Genomic DNA, 15,109 nt, shown 5'->3' with positions numbered 1-15,109 from the left:
GCTTCGAGCCGCTGACTTTATCGGTTCAGCGCGGTGGCTGTCACGACCGTCGCTTCGAGATCTTCGTCGATGTGGATCGCGGGGTGCAGGGCTGTTGCGCGTACCACATCGGTCGCGGTGTTGATCTGAGCCTCGGTGATCTCGGAGAGCAGGATTCCCCCCGGGGCCAGCCACGTTCCTGCCTCTTTCAGAACTGCGCGGAACACGTCGAGACCGTCGTCGCCGCCGTCCAGTGCCTCGCGGGGTTCATGGTCGCGGGCCTCGGCGGGCAGGAACGGGATGTGCCTGGTCGCGACGTAGGGGACGTTGGCGATCAGCACGTTGACACCGCCTTTCAGGTGGGCGGGCAGGGCCGCGAAAAGGTCACCCTGGAAGACATTTTCCGGGCCGATGTTGTCCTTGGCGCAGGCCACGGCGGTGGGGTCGCTGTCCGCGGCATAGAGCGCCATTCCGGGTACGCGTTGGAGTACCGCTTTGCCCAGCGCTCCGGAGCCGCAGCACAGGTCGACGACCACAGCGTTTTTTGTGGCGTTTTCGGCCGCTATCCGGACCAGAAGCTCGCTGCGTACGCGGGGGACGAATACGCCGGGGCGGAGGTGAATTTTCTCGCCGCAGAAGATGGCATAGCCGACCACCTGTTCGAGGGGTTCGCCCTGGGCTCTCCGGCCGACCAGTTCTTCCAATTTCTCGGGGGTGGGTGCGGCCCCGGTCAGCATCGCGGCCTCTTCCTCCGCGAAGACGCAGCCGGCCGATCTGAGCCTCAGAATTACCTGCTCCAGCACGGATTCCATGTCGCCCCCGGTTATCCACAACGCGCGCCTGTCCACAGGCACCCGAGCGGGTGCCGGTCCGAAAACCCTACGGTCGGCGGCGTGAGTGAGGCGAACACCCCCGAAGAACTCGTCCAGAACCGGCTCGACGCGATCCTGTCCCGCCCGGCCAAACCCCCTCCTGCCTCCCCCTGGACCTCCCCTCCCGGGGCACCCGCGCCTGTACCTTCCCCCATCCCTGCGGCGGCTTCTCCCTCAGTGGGTGGTGGGGGACCGCTCAATTGGGCTGATGTGGTGCCTGGGTGGTCGGAGGCGATTCCCGGATGGCCGCATGACGCCCACGGGTGGCCGGACGACGTCACCCTGCCCGACCCCCCCACCGGCCGCTGACCTGCCACCGCTCACGGAAGACCTCGCTCATCATCCGGCGTGGACCGCCGCAGACACCCCGCTGCGTACCGAGTCGCCGCCGTCGCCTGCCCCTTCTCGGCTGAACCTGTTCGATCCCGGGAGCCGTGGCGTGCGGGCCCTCGCCGCCGTCGCTGTCGCCGTGATCCTCATCGCGGCGTTCCTCGCCTGGCGCTCCCGCCCGCGGGTCGACCCCGTGCCGCCACCGCTCGGTCCTGCCTCAGGGGAGGTCACCGATGCTGTTGCCCCCGTGTCCACCTCGTCGGCGCAGATCGTCGTGGTCGCGGTGGGCGGCAAGGTCCGCAAGCCGGGCCTGGTGAACCTTGCCCCGGGAGCCCGCGTGGCCGACGCACTCCAGGCGGCCGGTGGCGCCCAGCCCGGGGTCGACGTGGCTCCGCTCAACCTGGCCCGCAAGGTGATCGACGGCGAGCTCATCATGGTCGGCGCCAGCCTGCCCCCGGGCGCGCCCGCCCCCGGCCCCGCCGGTGCCCCCGCCACGGCCGGTGGTCTGGTGAATCTCAACACCGCGACCCTGGCGGACCTCGACACGCTCCCCGGCGTCGGGCAGGTGCTGGCTCAGCGAATCCTCGACGCCCGCGACGCTCAGGGCGGCTTCAAAGCGGTGACCGATCTGCAGAAGGTGGACGGCATCGGCACGGCCCGCTACGAGCAGCTGAAAGACCTGGTGACGGTGTGACGCCGGACCTTCGCCTCGCCGGTTTCGCGGTCTCCCTCTGGCTCACCGCCCTGGCCGGCCTCTATCTGTCCGCGCGGACCGGGCTGATCCTCGGTGTCACCTTCCTCGTGGTCGCCGGGCTGACCACGCGCGTCGCGGGCCTTGGTGTCTCTCGCTGGATCGTCCTGTCGCTGCTGCTCGGCGCGGCATGCGGGGCCGTGGCGACCGCCGCGCGGGTTCACGCACGCGAGGCCGCGCCGCTGGCCGGCCTCGTCAACGCTGGTGCCGCCGTCCGGGTCGAGCTCACGGTCCGCGACGATCCCCGGGCACTGGACGGTTCACCGGGGTTGCCGCCCACCTACCTGATTCCCGTCGACCTGACGGCGGTTCATCCGCCGGACAGCCCCTCGTTCCGTCTCGCCGCGCGTGGCCTGGTGCTGGGCTCCGACCCGGGATGGCGGCCGCTGCTGCCAGGCCAGCGGTTGACGGCGACCGGGCGGCTGCAGGCCCCGCGCGGCGGTGATCTCACCGCGGCCGTGCTGTCCGCGAAGGATCCGCCCATACTGCACGGCCGGTCGTCGTGGTCGCAGCGCGCGGCCGGCGTGCTCCGAACGGGTCTGCAGCGTGCCTGCGCGCCCCTGCCCGACGACGTCGGTGGCCTGCTCCCCGGTCTGGTCGTGGGCGACACGAGCCGGATGGACCAGGCACTCGACGACGACTTCCGTGCGACCGGAATGACCCACTTGATGGCGGTAAGCGGGGCTAACGTCGCGATCATCTGCGGCGTCGTGCTCTACCTCGTGCAGTGGACCCGCGCCGGTCCCGTTGTCATCGCGCTGGTCTGCGCCGTGGCACTCATCGGGTTCGTCATCCTTGCGCGACCGTCACCGAGCGTGGTGCGCGCCGCGGCCATGGGAGCAATCGGGCTCCTCGGTCTCGCCGTCGGCCGCGCCCGTGCTGCCGTGCCCGCGCTCGCCGCCGGGGTGGCCGTGCTGATCGTGATCGACCCGGAACTGGCCGGGGACATCGGGTTCGCGCTGTCGGCCCTGGCCACCGGCGGTCTGCTGCTGCTCGCCCCCAAGTGGCGGGACGCCCTGACCAGCCGGGGCTGGCCCGCGTGGGCCGCCGAAGCACTCGCCGTCCCCGCCGCAGCCCAGGTCGCCTGCGGGCCCGTCGTCGCCGGGATCTCCGCCGGCATCAGCCTCGTCGCGGTGCCGGCAAACCTGCTGGTCGTGCCGGCGATCGCACCCGCCACCCTGATCGGCGTCAGCGCCGCGGTCCTGTCGCCCTTCTGGCCCGCGGGCGCCGAGTTCGCCGCGTGGTGCGGTCAGTGGCCCACCCGCTGGCTCGTCCTCGTCGCCACGCACGGCGCCCGGCTGCCCGCAGGGGCGCTTCCCTGGCCCGGCGGTATCCCCGGGGCGCTGCTGCTCGCGATGCTCACCGTCGCATCACTGGTGGCCACCAGACGGCCCGCGGTGCGGCGACTCGTGGCCGTGGTCGCGGTGAGCGCGATGCTGGGCGCGCTGCCAGTGCGCCTCATGGCCGCGGGCTGGCCGCCACCGCACTGGCTCGTGGTCACCTGCGCCGTGGGACAGGGCGACGCGATCGTCCTGCCCGCAGGCGAGGGCCGGGCGGTGGTGGTCGACGCCGGACCTGACGCCACACTGATCGACCACTGCCTGCGGCGGCTGGGCGTACGACAGGTGGCGCTCTTCGTGGTCAGCCACTTCCACGTCGACCACATCGGCGGGGTCGAAGGGGTGTTCCGCGGGCGCACGGTCGCCGGGGTGGCCACGCCCGACTGGCCGGACCCGCCCGCAGGCCGAGCCTCCGTCGCAGCCCAGGCCGCCAGTTCACGAGCCCCGATGGCAGCGGTCGGCCCAGGCTGGCGATACACGATCGGCGGCCTCGAACTCACCGTCCTCGGCCCCCTCGAACCCCTGCACGGCACCAACTCCGACCCGAACAACAACTCGCTCGTCCTGCTCGCCCGCATCGAAGGACACACCGTCCTGCTACCCGGCGACGCCGAAACCGAGGAACAACAGGAACTCCTCAACCACCTCGGCCCCCAAGCCGTCCACGCGGACGTACTGAAGGTCTCGCACCATGGCTCGCCGTACCAGCTCCCGGCCTTCGTGGACGCCGTCGACCCGGCTGTCGCCCTGGTGTCGGTCGGGCTGGACAACGATTACGGGCATCCGAACGGGGCTCTGCTTGATCGGATCAGTCGCGGGGGTGCGCGGGTTCTGCGTACGGACAAGGAGGGTGACCTGGCCGCGGTCCGCATCCCCACCGGCCTAGCCGTCGTCGCCCGCGGCGACCCGCCGCCACCTTGACCCAGGTCAGCCGAGCGAGCCCGAGCAGCACCATGGCCGAGGTCCGCCTGCCTGCCCGGCGCTGCCTGCCCGGCCCTGCCTGCCTGCCTGGCTCGCCTGCTTACCTGGGTCGGCTCGCCTGCTTACCCGGCTCGGTTCGGCTTCCCGGGTCGGTTTGGCCGCCGGGGTTGGTTCCCGCCTGGCTCGGGTTCGACTGGCTGGCGCGAGCTCGGCCTTGCCCCGTCTGGCCTCATTCCGTTCCGTGCGGCTTGGCCATGTTCCGTGCGGCTTGGCCCTGTCCCGTGCGGCTTGGCCCTGTCCCGCGCGGCTTGGCCTTGTCCTGTCCTGCGCGGCTCGGCCCTGTCCTGTCCTGTCCTGTCCTGCGCGGCTCGGGCTGGGTCCCGTCCTGCGTGACTTGGTGGGGCCTGGCTTTGATGGGCTGGTTGCTCGTGGCGGGCTTGTGAGGCGTTGCGCGGTGCCTGGCGGGAGTGGTGATGGGTTAGTTGTTCGCGTAGGAGCGGGCGGCCAGCCATTCGTCGAAGGTTGCTGTGCCGCGGGGGCCCGGGGTGGTGGGTAGTAGGCCTCCGGTGCTCATGGGGCCGGGGAGCCAGAGGGGCAGGACCGGGCGGCGGCGGGCGCCTCCGGCGGCGATGAGGCGGCGGGTCATGGTCACCATGGATTCGACGTGGGGGCCTGCCAGTTCCGGGGCCATGCCCTGGGGCGGCTGCCCGGCTGCCACGTCGACGAGGGCTCGGGCTACCTCGCGTACGGCGATGGGCTGGGTTTTCATGGTGGGCACCAGGGCGACCGGGCCGGGAAGGCCGCTGAGCAGTTGGCCCGCGAATTCGTGGAACTGTGTTGCGCGCAGGATGGTCCACGGGACACGACCCTCTCGGACGATCTCCTCTTGGCGGATCTTGCCGGCGTAGTAAGGGTTCTTGACCACCTCGACGCCGACGATCGACAGGGTGACCAGGCGCCGGACGCCGGCCCGGTCTGCTGCGCCGGCCAGGTTGCGGCCCGCCTTGTCGAAGAAGGCAACCGCCACATCGCGCTTCATCGTGCTGACATTGCTCACGTCGATCACCGCGTCGGCTCCGGTCAGCGCCGCGTCAAGCCCGGCCCCGGTCACAAGGTCCACGCCCTCGGCCCGCGCCAGCGTGATCGGCTCGTGCCCTGCCGCCGTCAGCGCACGCACCACGTGCCGCCCGGTGAGGCCCGTGCCGCCCGCAACTGCGATCTTCATCGTCCGCTCCTCTCGATGGGTACGGGAGGGGGACGAGCGGCCGTCCAAGAATGTGACGGTCTGGCGTGAGTGACCCGGGTCATGAAGACGTCGAGCCCGGAGCAACAGGAAGTGCACGCGGGCTGAGATCGGGGACATCCGGGATCAGCTGCGCTTAGAGAAGCACTTGCGTGCCAGCACATGAGCAGCTGCGCTGAGAGACGCGCTCGGGTGCCGACCCCAGTGATCAGCCGTGCTTTGGGGAGCATTTGCGTGCCGGCATGTGCTCAGCTGCGCTGAGTGGGCATTCGCGTGGCGGCACGTGCTCAGCTGCGCGGAGGGGGCATTTGCGTGTGGGCACCTGCTCAGCTGCGCTGAGAGGGCGTTCGCGTGGCGGCATGTGCTCAGCTGCGCTTGGGGAGTATTCGCGTGCCGGGGCCGGCGTGATCAGCTGGTCTGGGTGGGTCCGGCTACTCGTAGCGGCGGGCCGCTGACTGGCGGGCTCGTTGGTGGTCGTCGAGTTGGTCGGCCCACTGGCGGGCTGGTGTTGTCCCGTTGATCGTTATGGCTTCTGCGTTCCATGTGCTCGAGTCTCCACCTGCGACGGAAGGGCCGGACTTGCCCGAGCCCGCGCCCGGGGAGTCGCGACGCCCACTTGAGTCGGTGCCTTCGCTCGGTTTGGGGTCTGCCTGCGAGCCGGCGTTCCCGTCTGCGTTGCTCCCGCTGGATGACCCAGAAGACCCGGAAGAACTGGATGACCCGGAAGACCCGGAAGACCCAGAAGAACTGGAGGACCCGGAGGACCCGGAGGGCTTGGAGGAGTCGGAGGGGCTTGGTGCGCTGGGCCAGCCGGTGGCGATGGGGCCGCCGGCGTCGATGGAGGAGCCGGGGCCCAAGGGGGAGGCGGGGCCGGGTGTCCATTGTTCTTGGTCGTCGGAGTGGCTTGTGCGGCCGCTTGTTAGTTGGCGGGGGAGGGTGGTCAGGGTTGGTTCGGGGCCGAGGGGTGGGACTTTGCGCTGGGTGGGTTCTGCGGATCTGGTCGTGGGGGAGCCTCGTTTTGCCGCCCGGCGGGCTGAGCGGCCCTGCTTGGACCAGCTTCGGGCGGGGGCGTCCTGGTCTGCTTCGCGGGTGGGTGAACCCCAGCCCCAGCTTCGGGGAGGGGCTGCCTCGGCGTCGGTCGACGCATCGGATTGCCTCTGGCCGGCGTTGGCGGCGGCAGACGCTGATCCGTATTCCCGGGCGCGTTCGGTGCTCGAACTCGACCCGTTGCCCGCAGCCAGCTCGACGCCTGAGCTCGACCCATACGCCGCAGGTGGCTTGACGCCTGAGCTCGACCCGTACGCCGCAGGTGGCTTGACGCCTGAGCTCGACCCGTACGCCGCAGGGCGCTCGACGCCTGAGCTCGACCCGAAGCTCGCGGGCAGTTCGACGTCTGAGCTCGGTCCATGGCCCGCGGCCGGCTCGCCGCTTGAGGTTGACCCGTAGCTGGCGGTTGGCTCGGTGGTTGTGGGGGGCTGGTCTGAGCGGGGGTGGAGGCGGACGGTGGGGCCGTCTTCCTGGGTGGGTGGGGTGGTGATCCGGGAGAGGGCCGTGGCGGACAGGCGGACTGTTTCTTCCGCTGGTGGCGTGTCGGTCACCGCGGTTGCGGACAGGTCGATCACCGAGGTGACGGCGGCGGAGGGGTAGGTGGTGGTACGGGGGGTGGGGTCGCGGAATCCGGCGGGGCCGGCGTTGGTGCTGCGGGCTCCGGGGGTGCTGAATTCGGGGGCGCTGAATTCGGGGGCGCTGAATTCCGGGGCGCTGATTTCGGGCTCGCGGGAGTGAGGCTCGTGGGGGTGGGACTCGCGGGCGTGGGGGTTGCGGGAGGTTGCGGGGGTGGTGGAGCGGTGGGGGGAGGAGGTCAGCGCGGCGACGGGCGAGGTGGGGACGGTGGGGCGGGGGGTGAGGGCGCCGGCCACGATGTCGTTGAGTTTGACCATGGCGGCGACCGTGAGGGGCAGGACCAGGACGCCCCACCAGCTGACCAGCTCGGCGAGGGCCAGGAGGATGCCGAGGGCCACCGCGCCTTCGAGGAAGACGAAGCAGAGGAAGCCGCTGGGGGCCAGGTATTGCAGGCCGAGGAGGCGGGCGTAGAGGGGTTGCTGGCTGACTTCTTCGCGGGAGAGGCCTGCGCGGCGGGAACGGGTCATCGGGATCCTCCCGCGTGGCGGGCCCGGGCCACGGCGAAGACCGCGACTTCCAGGGCGTAGCCGCGGTCCTCGGCGCCGCCCTTGACCGCGGCGTTGCAGTCGGCTGCGGCGCGCATGGCGTCGACGAGGCCTTCGGGGCTCCAGCCTCGGCTGCGTTCCTGTGCCTTCTGGATCTTCCACGCCGGCATGCCCAGTGAGCTGGCCATCTGGTAGGGGTTGCCGCGGCCGGCGGAGGCGACCCGGGCGACTGTGCGCACGCCGTCGGCGAGTGCGTCGGCGATCGGCACCGGGTCGACGCCGACGTGCAGGGCCCAGCGCAGTGCCTCCAGGGCCGCGGGGACGTCACCGATCATCGCCGCGTCGGCCACCGCGAAACCGCTGACCTCGGCGCGGCCCTTGTAGTAACGCGCCACCACCTCGGCGCTCATCTTGCCGTCGGTGTCGGCGAGCAGCTGGGAACAGGCCGCGGCGATCTCACGCAGATCGGTGCCGACAGCTTGGAGCAGCGCGGACGCCGTGGCCTCGTCGCATCTGCCGCCGTTGCGCCGGAACTCGTCGCGGACGAACGCGATGCGCTCCCGCTCACCCTTCAGCTTCGCGGCGGGCACCACGGTCGCCCCGGCGCTCTTGAGGCCGTCGGCGAACGCCTTGCCCTTGGCCCCGCCCAGGTGGGTGACGATCAAGGTCACTTCAGGATCGGGATTCTTCGCGTACGCCAGGAGCGCCGCAACAAGATCCTTACGCGCATCCTGCCCGGCGCGGATCACGAGCACCCGCTGCCCCCCGAACAGCGAGGGGCTCAGCATCTCGGCGACCTCGCCGGGGGAGAGCTGGCCGGCCTCATACTCCCGCACGTCCGCCCCGGGGTCGGCCGCACGCGCGGCGTCGACCGTCGTGGTGACGGCCCGGGCGGCGAGCAATTCCTCGTCACCTTGGACGAGGACCAACGGGGCGGGCGGGGCGCTGTTCACGGTCAAAATCTTTGCACGTGGGTCCGACACTTCCCGAAGGCTCACTCCTACGCGCAGCTCTCTGATCATGGAATGCGAAAGCAGACATATCGGCCGACTGGTATGTCGGCTCGGTGGCAAAACCGCTCGATCAGGCTGGATGTCTGATTTGAGAACACGGAGTGATCCGACGCACATCACGACCGATCGTCCGGGGTCGAATCGCATGGACGGCCTAATCCGGGCGTGTCGCTCCCGCCGCAACGTCCGGCTTCGATCTTCCGAACCGTCACAAAGCGCGATCATGGTGACCGGGGAGGCCCAGGGCGTCCGTGCCAGCAGTAACCGGGAGATGCAAAACGGGCGGGGCGTGGGCGCGGGATGGCCGGGGCCCTGCCCGGCAGTGGAATGCGGCGCGCCTGATCGGTCAGCCCGGTGGAGTGGGCGCGGGGGTGAAACGACTCAGGCATCGCTGGACCTGGGTCCGGCGATGCCTGGAGTGCGTTGATCCTGCTGCCGAGTGATCAGCACGCAGAGACGCACGAGTGCGGCCGCCTTGCTCAGACGGCTCCTCGCGGCGGCTCGGGACGCTTGGGCGCGTCGGCGCCGCGAGCGAGCCCTGCGATGATCAGGCCGACAGGGCGGCGATCTTCTTGGCGATGGCCGACTTGCGGTTGGCCGCCTGGTTCTTGTGGATGACACCCTTGCTGACGGCCTTGTCGAGCTGGCGCGAGGCGTCACGCAGGAGCGCGGTGGCCGACTCGGTGTTGCCCGCGTCGCCCGCCTCGTGCAGCTTGCGGATCACGGTCTTCAGAGACGACTTGACCGACTTGTTGCGCAGCCGGGCCTTCTCGTTCTGGCGGTTGCGCTTGATCTGGGACTTGATGTTCGCCACGCGACAGCCTTGTCCTGACTAGTTCGGATGATTCGAAGAATCATGTACTGGCTACTGCTGAATAACTGATCTTGCAGAAGTGCTGAGTAACTCGGTCTTACTGAGTAACTGGACGAGTGGCAGCACGCATGAACGCGTCACCACACGCGACGTACCAATGTATCAGGCCCCTCTGACGCCACCCAAATCGAGCGGCTGCACCCCGCGAGAAACGGCAGCTCAGGACCACCCTCGGCGTTCGGCGAGCCATGCCAAGGCCTGTCGGCCGCTGAACCGCTGGTGCTGCCGGCTGTGCGGTGAGGCGCTGCTCGGGCCGCTTGCCGCACGGGTCAGCCAGTATCCGCCCATCGCGGCGAGGGCGCCGTCGATCCCTTCCGGCGGTGCGTCCCACGGTTCCAGGAGGCGATCCGTGTCGAGGCCGCTGGCGTACGCCGTGATGAGCAGTGTCACGGTGTCGAACCATGGCTGACCCGTGGCCGGCCAGGTCCAGTCGCACAGCCACGCCTCGCCGTACGCGTCGATGAGGGTGTTGTCTATTCGCAGGTCGCCGTGGAGCATTCCCGGGCCCTTGACCAGGTCGGGGAGGCGTTGTTCGAGTGCTGCGAGGGTTTCGAGCCGGGCCGGGACCCAGGGCGGTGACGGTGGGAGTGGTGCCCGCCTCGCGAAGATCTCGGACCAGTGGGAGAGCTCCGTGCGTACGAGATGATCCAGAGGGGGAAGTCGCAGGTCTCGCGGTGGATTTTGCAGTGTCGCGGCGGACCGGTGCCAGGCGTTGAGGGTTGCTCGGAGGTCCTCCGGCTTCCAGGGCAGGGAGGGGATCCGGCCGTCGATCGCGTCCAGGCAGAGGACGAAGTAGCCCTCGGTCACGAGCGTCCAGCGGGGGCGTGGGGCGCGTACCTCGATCGGCAGTGCGGATGTGACGGTCGCCTCACGGGCGTACGCGTCGGAATTTGGATCGTGAAGTGGGGCTGCCTTCAGGAAGGCCCGCTCGCCGTTTGCGGTCTCGACGACGCTGGCGAAAGCCCTGGTGAAACCCCCGCCTGCGGTGGTTGCGGCAGCGACGGGAGACCCGAGCCGATCATCGATCGCGGCCCGCAGAGGCAAGGGCAGATCAGACCAATGCGGCCGTACGCTCGTAGCGCCGTACGCGATCTCGGGAAGTGACACGGGACGCATGCGTCCATCCTGCTCTCGGGATCCCCGATTTTGTCGTACCCGGCTGGCAGGCTGTGCGCATGAGAACGGACGACTTCTGGGCGGTCATCGACCGGGCGACTGCCGACCGGCCGGGTTCGCCCGGTGAGGTGGCCAGCCGCGCCATCGCGGAGCTTGCCACCCGCGAACCCGACGAGATCGTGGCCTGGGGCCGCCATCTCGACAAAGTCATGGGCGCCTCCGGCAAGGAGGACCTCTGGGCCGCCGCCTACCTGATCAACGGCGGCTGTTCCGACGACGGATTCGACCACTTCCGCGGCTGGCTCGTCGCCAACGGCCGCGAGGTCCTTGCCCGTGCGGTCCGCGAGCCCGACTCCCTGGCCGATCTTCCCTCGGTCCGCGCCGCCGCCACGACGGGCGCGGTGTTCGAGGCCGAGGAGGTGCTCGGCATCGCGGGAGAGGCATATCGGCAGGCCACCGACGAGGAGATGCCGCCGAGCGACGCGCCGCCGGGGCGGCCCGATGCCGCGATGCTCTGGGACTTCGATGACGAGGAAGAGATGCAGAAGCGGTTGCCGAGGCTCTCCTCCCTCTTTCTGGAGCCGCCGGACTGACATCCCCGTGGCCGGTATCTCCGTTGCCACCGGGCCGGGGCCTCGGGAGGATCGGGCTATGAGTGCTGTGCTGCAGGGTGGTGTCGCGGCCGTGAGCTGCAACGACGTGTATTCGTTCAGCAAACCGAACCGGGGTCGGATCGTGCTGGTGCCGGGTTTGGGAGTGGAGGGTGACATCCATGCGGGGGTGACTGTCCGGCACCGGTCGCGGGTCGCCGCTGATCCTTCGCAGCCCAATCTCCGGCAAGTGCACCTCATCCAGTCCGAGTTGTTCGGCGAGGTCGGCGCCAAGGGGTATGAGGTGCCGGACGGCGGGCTCGGAGAAAACGTGACGACCGTGGGGCTCGACCTGCTCGGGTTGCCGTGCGGGACGGTGCTGCGGTTCGGCTTGAATGCCCCCGTGCGCCAGGCCGTGGAGCCCGGCAGTGCCCTGGACGTTCTTGCTGCGGCCCGGCGTGCGGTGCTGGATGACGATATCGCCGGCACCGTGGCGGTGGTGGGGGAGGCGATCGCTGCCGAGTTCGAGCGGGGTGATGGGGACACTCGGCCCGCGGTGGTCATCACCGGGCTCCGTAACCCGTGTGCGCAGATCAACCGGTTCCGGCCGGGGCTGCTCAAGGAGGTTCTCGGGCGCGATGAGCAGGGCGGGGTCGTGCGGAAGGCGGGTGTCATGGCGGTTGTGCTCCGAGGTGGGGAGATCAGGCCCGGAGATGTCTTTGTTGCCGAGGTTCCGGCCCGGCCGCACCGGGCTTTGACGAAGGTGTGAGCGGTGGGCCGGGGTCGCTGATCGGGTCTCATCGGGCCGGGGCTGCGCGGCGTGGGACCATGGAGTGGGCGGTCTCCCTTGACCGGCCCCTTGAATGTCGGACCTGACCACTGCTTCAGAACGGACGAACGTGCCTGGACCGCTCGACCCCGGCGTGAACATCATCGGAGCGACCGATCCGCGTCGCATCCGGAACTTCTGCATCATTGCCCACATCGACCACGGCAAGTCGACCCTGGCCGACCGGATGTTGCAGATCACCGGCGTGGTCGATCCGCGGCAGATGCGCGCGCAGTACCTCGACCGTATGGACATCGAGCGCGAGCGCGGGATCACGATCAAGAGCCAGGCCGTGCGGATGCCCTGGGTGATCCGCAACGGCGACAAGCAGGGCGAGACCGCCGTGCTCAACATGATCGACACCCCCGGTCACGTCGACTTCACCTACGAGGTGTCGCGCAGTCTCGCCGCCTGCGAGGGCGCGGTCCTGCTCGTCGACGCCGCGCAGGGCATCGAGGCGCAGACCCTGGCCAACCTGTACCTGGCCATGGAGAACGACCTGCGGATCATCCCGGTGCTCAACAAGATCGACCTGCCGGCCGCGCAGCCCGAGAAGTACGCCGAGGAGCTCGCCAAGCTCATCGGGTGCGAGCCGAGCGACGTGCTCAAGGTCTCCGGCAAGACCGGCGAGGGCGTCGAGCACCTGCTCGACGAGATCGTCCGGGAGTTCGTGGCGCCGGTCGGCGACGCCGATGCCCCGGCCCGCGCGATGATCTTCGACTCCGTGTACGACGTCTATCGCGGCGTCGTCACGTACGTCCGGGTGATCGACGGCCGGATCGAGGCCCGCGACAAGATCAAGATGATGTCCACCGGGGCCGTGCACGAGCTGCTCGAGATCGGTGTCGTCTCGCCCGAGATGGAGAAGGCCGGCGCGCTCGGCGTCGGCGAGGTCGGCTACATGATCACCGGCGTGAAGGACGTGCGCCAGTCCCGGGTCGGCGACACCGTCACCGGTCACAACCGGCCGGCCAAGGAAGCCCTCGGCGGCTACAAGGACCCGCGGCCGATGGTCTACTCCGGCCTCTACCCGATCGACGGCTCCGACTACCCGGCGCTGCGTGACGCGCTCGACAAGCTCAAACTCAACGACGCCGCCCTGGTCTACGAGCCCGAGACCTCCACGGCGCTCGGCTTCGGCTTCCGCTGCGGCTTCCTCGGCCTGCTCCACCTGGAGATCATCTCCGAGCGCCTCGAACGCGAGTTCAACCTCGACCTGATCTCCACCGCGCCCAACGTGATCTACCAGGTGATCACCGAGGACATGAAAGAGTCCACGGTCACCAACCCCAGCGAATTCCCCGAAGGCAAGATCGCCGAGATCCGGGAACCCACCGTACGAGCAACCGTGCTGGTCCCCAACGAATTCGTCGGCGCCGTCATGGAGCTGTGCCAAGGCCGCCGCGGCACCATGCTCGGCATGGAGTACCTCTCGTCGGAGCGGGTCGAACTGCGCTACACGCTCCCGCTCGGCGAGATCATCTACGACTTCTTCGACCAGCTGAAGAGCAAGACCAAGGGCTACGCCTCCCTCGACTACGAACCCTCCGGCGAACAGGCCGCCGACCTCGTCAAGGTCGACATCCTCCTCCACGGCGAACCGGTCGACGCCTTCAGCGCCATCGTCCACAAGGACAAGGCCTACAACTACGGCGTCTCCATGGCCGGCAAGCTGCAGAAGCTCATCCCGCGCCAGCAGTACGAGGTCCCCATCCAGGCCGCGATCGGCAGCCGCATCATCGCCCGCGAAACAATCCGCGCCATCCGCAAGGACGTCCTCGCCAAGTGCTACGGCGGCGACATCAGCCGCAAGCGCAAACTGCTGGAGAAGCAGAAGGAAGGCAAGAAGCGCATGAAGATGGTGGGCCGCGTCGAGGTTCCCCAGGAAGCCTTCATCGCCGCACTGTCGACCTCGGACTCCCCGGACCCCAAGGCGGCCAAGAAGTAACGTCCGCCCTGGCGGGTAGCGCAGCAGGATTTGGCGGGGCAGGGCCGGTGAGGCTCTGCCCCGCTTTGCTGTGCCCGGACGAGGTGGGCGGGGCGGGGGGTTGGCGGGGGCTGGGATGAAGGCTGGGTTCGTGGGCTGGGTTCGTGGGCTGGGTTCGTGGGCTGGGCTGTCGGCTGGCCTGGACGTGTGGACTTGGGGGATAGAGCCGGCCGGGTGGGTTTGGCTCGGGCGCAGGGTGGCTCGGAGGCACGGTCTGGGTGAGGGCGGTCTGGGTGAGGCGCGATCTGGGTGAGGCTCGGTCTGGAGTGAGGCGCCGGGGTTGGGCGGGTTGAGTTGGGTGGCTTGGGCGAGGCGGTTTGGTGATCTGGGGGTGGGCGGTCCGTGTGCGGTGGGGTGGGGCGGGGCTGGCTGGACGGGGGACGGAGTGAGGGGGTGGGGAAATTTTTGGGGTGGGAATTTTGGGTGGGAGGGGGGCTGAGCTGGGCGGATTCTGGGGGTGGGGGGTTTCTGGGCGGGTGGGCTGAGAGGTTGCTGGCAATTAGGCGGTTTGGTTTTTTGGGGGGGCGGGAACTCTGTTTTTCGACGGACGCAACGAATGTTCCACCCCGAGAGGATCTCCCCCATGACTGTTACCGGCATCATCACCGCACTCATCGTCGGTCTCATTATCGGCGCGCTGGGCCGTCTTGTCGTACCGGGCAAGCAGAACATTCCGATCTGGCTGACCATGGTTATCGGTGTTGTCGCCGCGCTGCTGGGCACGGTTCTTGCCCGCGCGTTCGGTGTTGCTGACACCAATGGTTTCGACTGGACCGAGCTGCTGTTCCAGATCGTTCTGGCCGCGATCGGTGTGGCGCTGGTTGCCGGTATCGGCAGCCGTCGGGGCTTCAGCCGCCGGTGATTTCAGGTCCCTTCGGGGGCCTGTCAGGAACCGTATAGAAACAAGTACTCAACGAAATACGCCGGACCCCTTAATTGGGGGGCCGGCGTTTTCGTGTTTGCAGCCGGAAGGCGCGGCCGGGACGCGCGGGGGGACATTGCCGGAACGGGTGGCCGGGACGCGCGGCGGGGACGGGTGGCCGGGACGCGCGGCGGGAACGCGCGGCGGGAACGCGCGGCGGGAACGCGCGGCGGG

The 15,109-nt window shown here is 69.3% G+C and carries 11 protein-coding genes and 1 pseudogene; 6 read left to right on the top strand and 6 right to left on the bottom strand.

Annotated elements, in window-relative coordinates; translation table 11 throughout:
- Positions 1 to 17 precede the first annotated feature (17 nt).
- The gene (locus tag Ahu01nite_RS37225; protein ID WP_203841418.1) at positions 18 to 791 is read right to left on the bottom strand and encodes a putative protein N(5)-glutamine methyltransferase; all 774 of its coding nucleotides are present in this window, start codon (positions 789 to 791) and stop codon (positions 18 to 20) included.
- Between the two features lie 310 nt (positions 792 to 1,101).
- On the opposite strand from Ahu01nite_RS37225, the gene Ahu01nite_RS37220 reads away from it, so the two are divergent.
- Both Ahu01nite_RS37220 and Ahu01nite_RS37215 read left to right on the top strand, forming a co-directional pair.
- Positions 1,102 to 1,875, top strand: a complete 774-nt coding sequence (locus tag Ahu01nite_RS37220; protein ID WP_239159450.1) for a ComEA family DNA-binding protein — start codon at positions 1,102 to 1,104, stop codon at positions 1,873 to 1,875.
- Positions 1,872 to 4,193 (top strand): ComEC/Rec2 family competence protein, encoded by a 2,322-nt coding sequence (locus tag Ahu01nite_RS37215; protein ID WP_203841416.1) that lies wholly within the window; start codon positions 1,872 to 1,874, stop codon positions 4,191 to 4,193. The genes Ahu01nite_RS37220 and Ahu01nite_RS37215 overlap by 4 nt, the downstream gene beginning before the upstream one ends.
- A gap of 478 nt (positions 4,194 to 4,671) precedes the next feature.
- Here the strand turns inward: Ahu01nite_RS37215 and Ahu01nite_RS37210 are convergent, their stop codons facing one another.
- From Ahu01nite_RS37210 to Ahu01nite_RS37190, 5 genes and pseudogenes are all read right to left on the bottom strand, one after another.
- Positions 4,672 to 5,418 (bottom strand): SDR family oxidoreductase, encoded by a 747-nt coding sequence (locus Ahu01nite_RS37210; protein WP_203841415.1) that lies wholly within the window; start codon positions 5,416 to 5,418, stop codon positions 4,672 to 4,674.
- A gap of 1,931 nt (positions 5,419 to 7,349) precedes the next feature.
- Positions 7,350 to 7,586: pseudogene (locus Ahu01nite_RS37205) on the bottom strand (hypothetical protein); the annotation flags it as partial.
- Positions 7,583 to 8,557: a DNA polymerase III subunit delta gene (holA, locus tag Ahu01nite_RS37200; protein ID WP_239159449.1), complete on the bottom strand. Its 975-nt coding sequence runs from the start codon at positions 8,555 to 8,557 to the stop codon at positions 7,583 to 7,585. The gene holA and the pseudogene Ahu01nite_RS37205, both read right to left, overlap by 4 nt.
- A gap of 607 nt (positions 8,558 to 9,164) precedes the next feature.
- On the bottom strand, positions 9,165 to 9,431 hold the full coding sequence (gene rpsT, locus Ahu01nite_RS37195; RefSeq protein ID WP_203841413.1) for a 30S ribosomal protein S20: 267 nt from the start codon (positions 9,429 to 9,431) through the stop codon (positions 9,165 to 9,167).
- 219 nt (positions 9,432 to 9,650) lie between these two features.
- Entirely contained in the window at positions 9,651 to 10,607 is a 957-nt protein-coding gene (locus Ahu01nite_RS37190; RefSeq protein WP_203841412.1) for a phosphotransferase family protein, read from the bottom strand.
- 59 nt (positions 10,608 to 10,666) lie between these two features.
- Here Ahu01nite_RS37190 and Ahu01nite_RS37185 point away from each other — a divergent pair, with 59 nt between their 5' ends.
- The 4 genes from Ahu01nite_RS37185 (at position 10,667) to Ahu01nite_RS37170 (ending at position 14,875) form a co-directional block, all read left to right on the top strand.
- A complete protein-coding gene (locus Ahu01nite_RS37185; protein ID WP_203841411.1) occupies positions 10,667 to 11,200 on the top strand; it encodes a DUF4240 domain-containing protein in 534 nt (177 codons plus the stop codon).
- A gap of 58 nt (positions 11,201 to 11,258) precedes the next feature.
- Positions 11,259 to 11,966: an MOSC domain-containing protein gene (locus Ahu01nite_RS37180; RefSeq protein ID WP_203841410.1), complete on the top strand. Its 708-nt coding sequence runs from the start codon at positions 11,259 to 11,261 to the stop codon at positions 11,964 to 11,966.
- 94 nt (positions 11,967 to 12,060) lie between these two features.
- A complete protein-coding gene (lepA, locus tag Ahu01nite_RS37175; protein WP_239159448.1) occupies positions 12,061 to 13,974 on the top strand; it encodes a translation elongation factor 4 in 1,914 nt (637 codons plus the stop codon).
- A 622-nt stretch (positions 13,975 to 14,596) separates the two neighbouring features.
- Positions 14,597 to 14,875 (top strand): GlsB/YeaQ/YmgE family stress response membrane protein, encoded by a 279-nt coding sequence (locus Ahu01nite_RS37170; protein ID WP_203841408.1) that lies wholly within the window; start codon positions 14,597 to 14,599, stop codon positions 14,873 to 14,875.
- Positions 14,876 to 15,109 lie beyond the last annotated feature (234 nt).

It is taken from the genome of Winogradskya humida (assembly GCF_016862215.1).
GTDB classification, from domain to species: Bacteria; Actinomycetota; Actinomycetes; order Mycobacteriales; family Micromonosporaceae; genus Actinoplanes; species Actinoplanes humidus.
This window is presented reverse-complemented; position numbering and strand designations above follow the sequence as displayed.

Coding starts and splice junctions, on each gene's coding strand:
- Ahu01nite_RS37225 (WP_203841418.1), bottom strand. CDS start 791: ATGGAATCCGTGCTGGAGCAGGTAATTCTGAGGCTCAGATCGGCCGGC.
- Ahu01nite_RS37220 (WP_239159450.1), top strand. CDS start 1,102: ATGACGCCCACGGGTGGCCGGACGACGTCACCCTGCCCGACCCCCCCA.
- Ahu01nite_RS37210 (WP_203841415.1), bottom strand. CDS start 5,418: ATGAAGATCGCAGTTGCGGGCGGCACGGGCCTCACCGGGCGGCACGTG.
- Ahu01nite_RS37190 (WP_203841412.1), bottom strand. CDS start 10,607: ATGCGTCCCGTGTCACTTCCCGAGATCGCGTACGGCGCTACGAGCGTA.
- Ahu01nite_RS37185 (WP_203841411.1), top strand. CDS start 10,667: ATGAGAACGGACGACTTCTGGGCGGTCATCGACCGGGCGACTGCCGAC.
- Ahu01nite_RS37180 (WP_203841410.1), top strand. CDS start 11,259: ATGAGTGCTGTGCTGCAGGGTGGTGTCGCGGCCGTGAGCTGCAACGAC.
- lepA (WP_239159448.1), top strand. CDS start 12,061: ATGTCGGACCTGACCACTGCTTCAGAACGGACGAACGTGCCTGGACCG.
- Ahu01nite_RS37170 (WP_203841408.1), top strand. CDS start 14,597: ATGACTGTTACCGGCATCATCACCGCACTCATCGTCGGTCTCATTATC.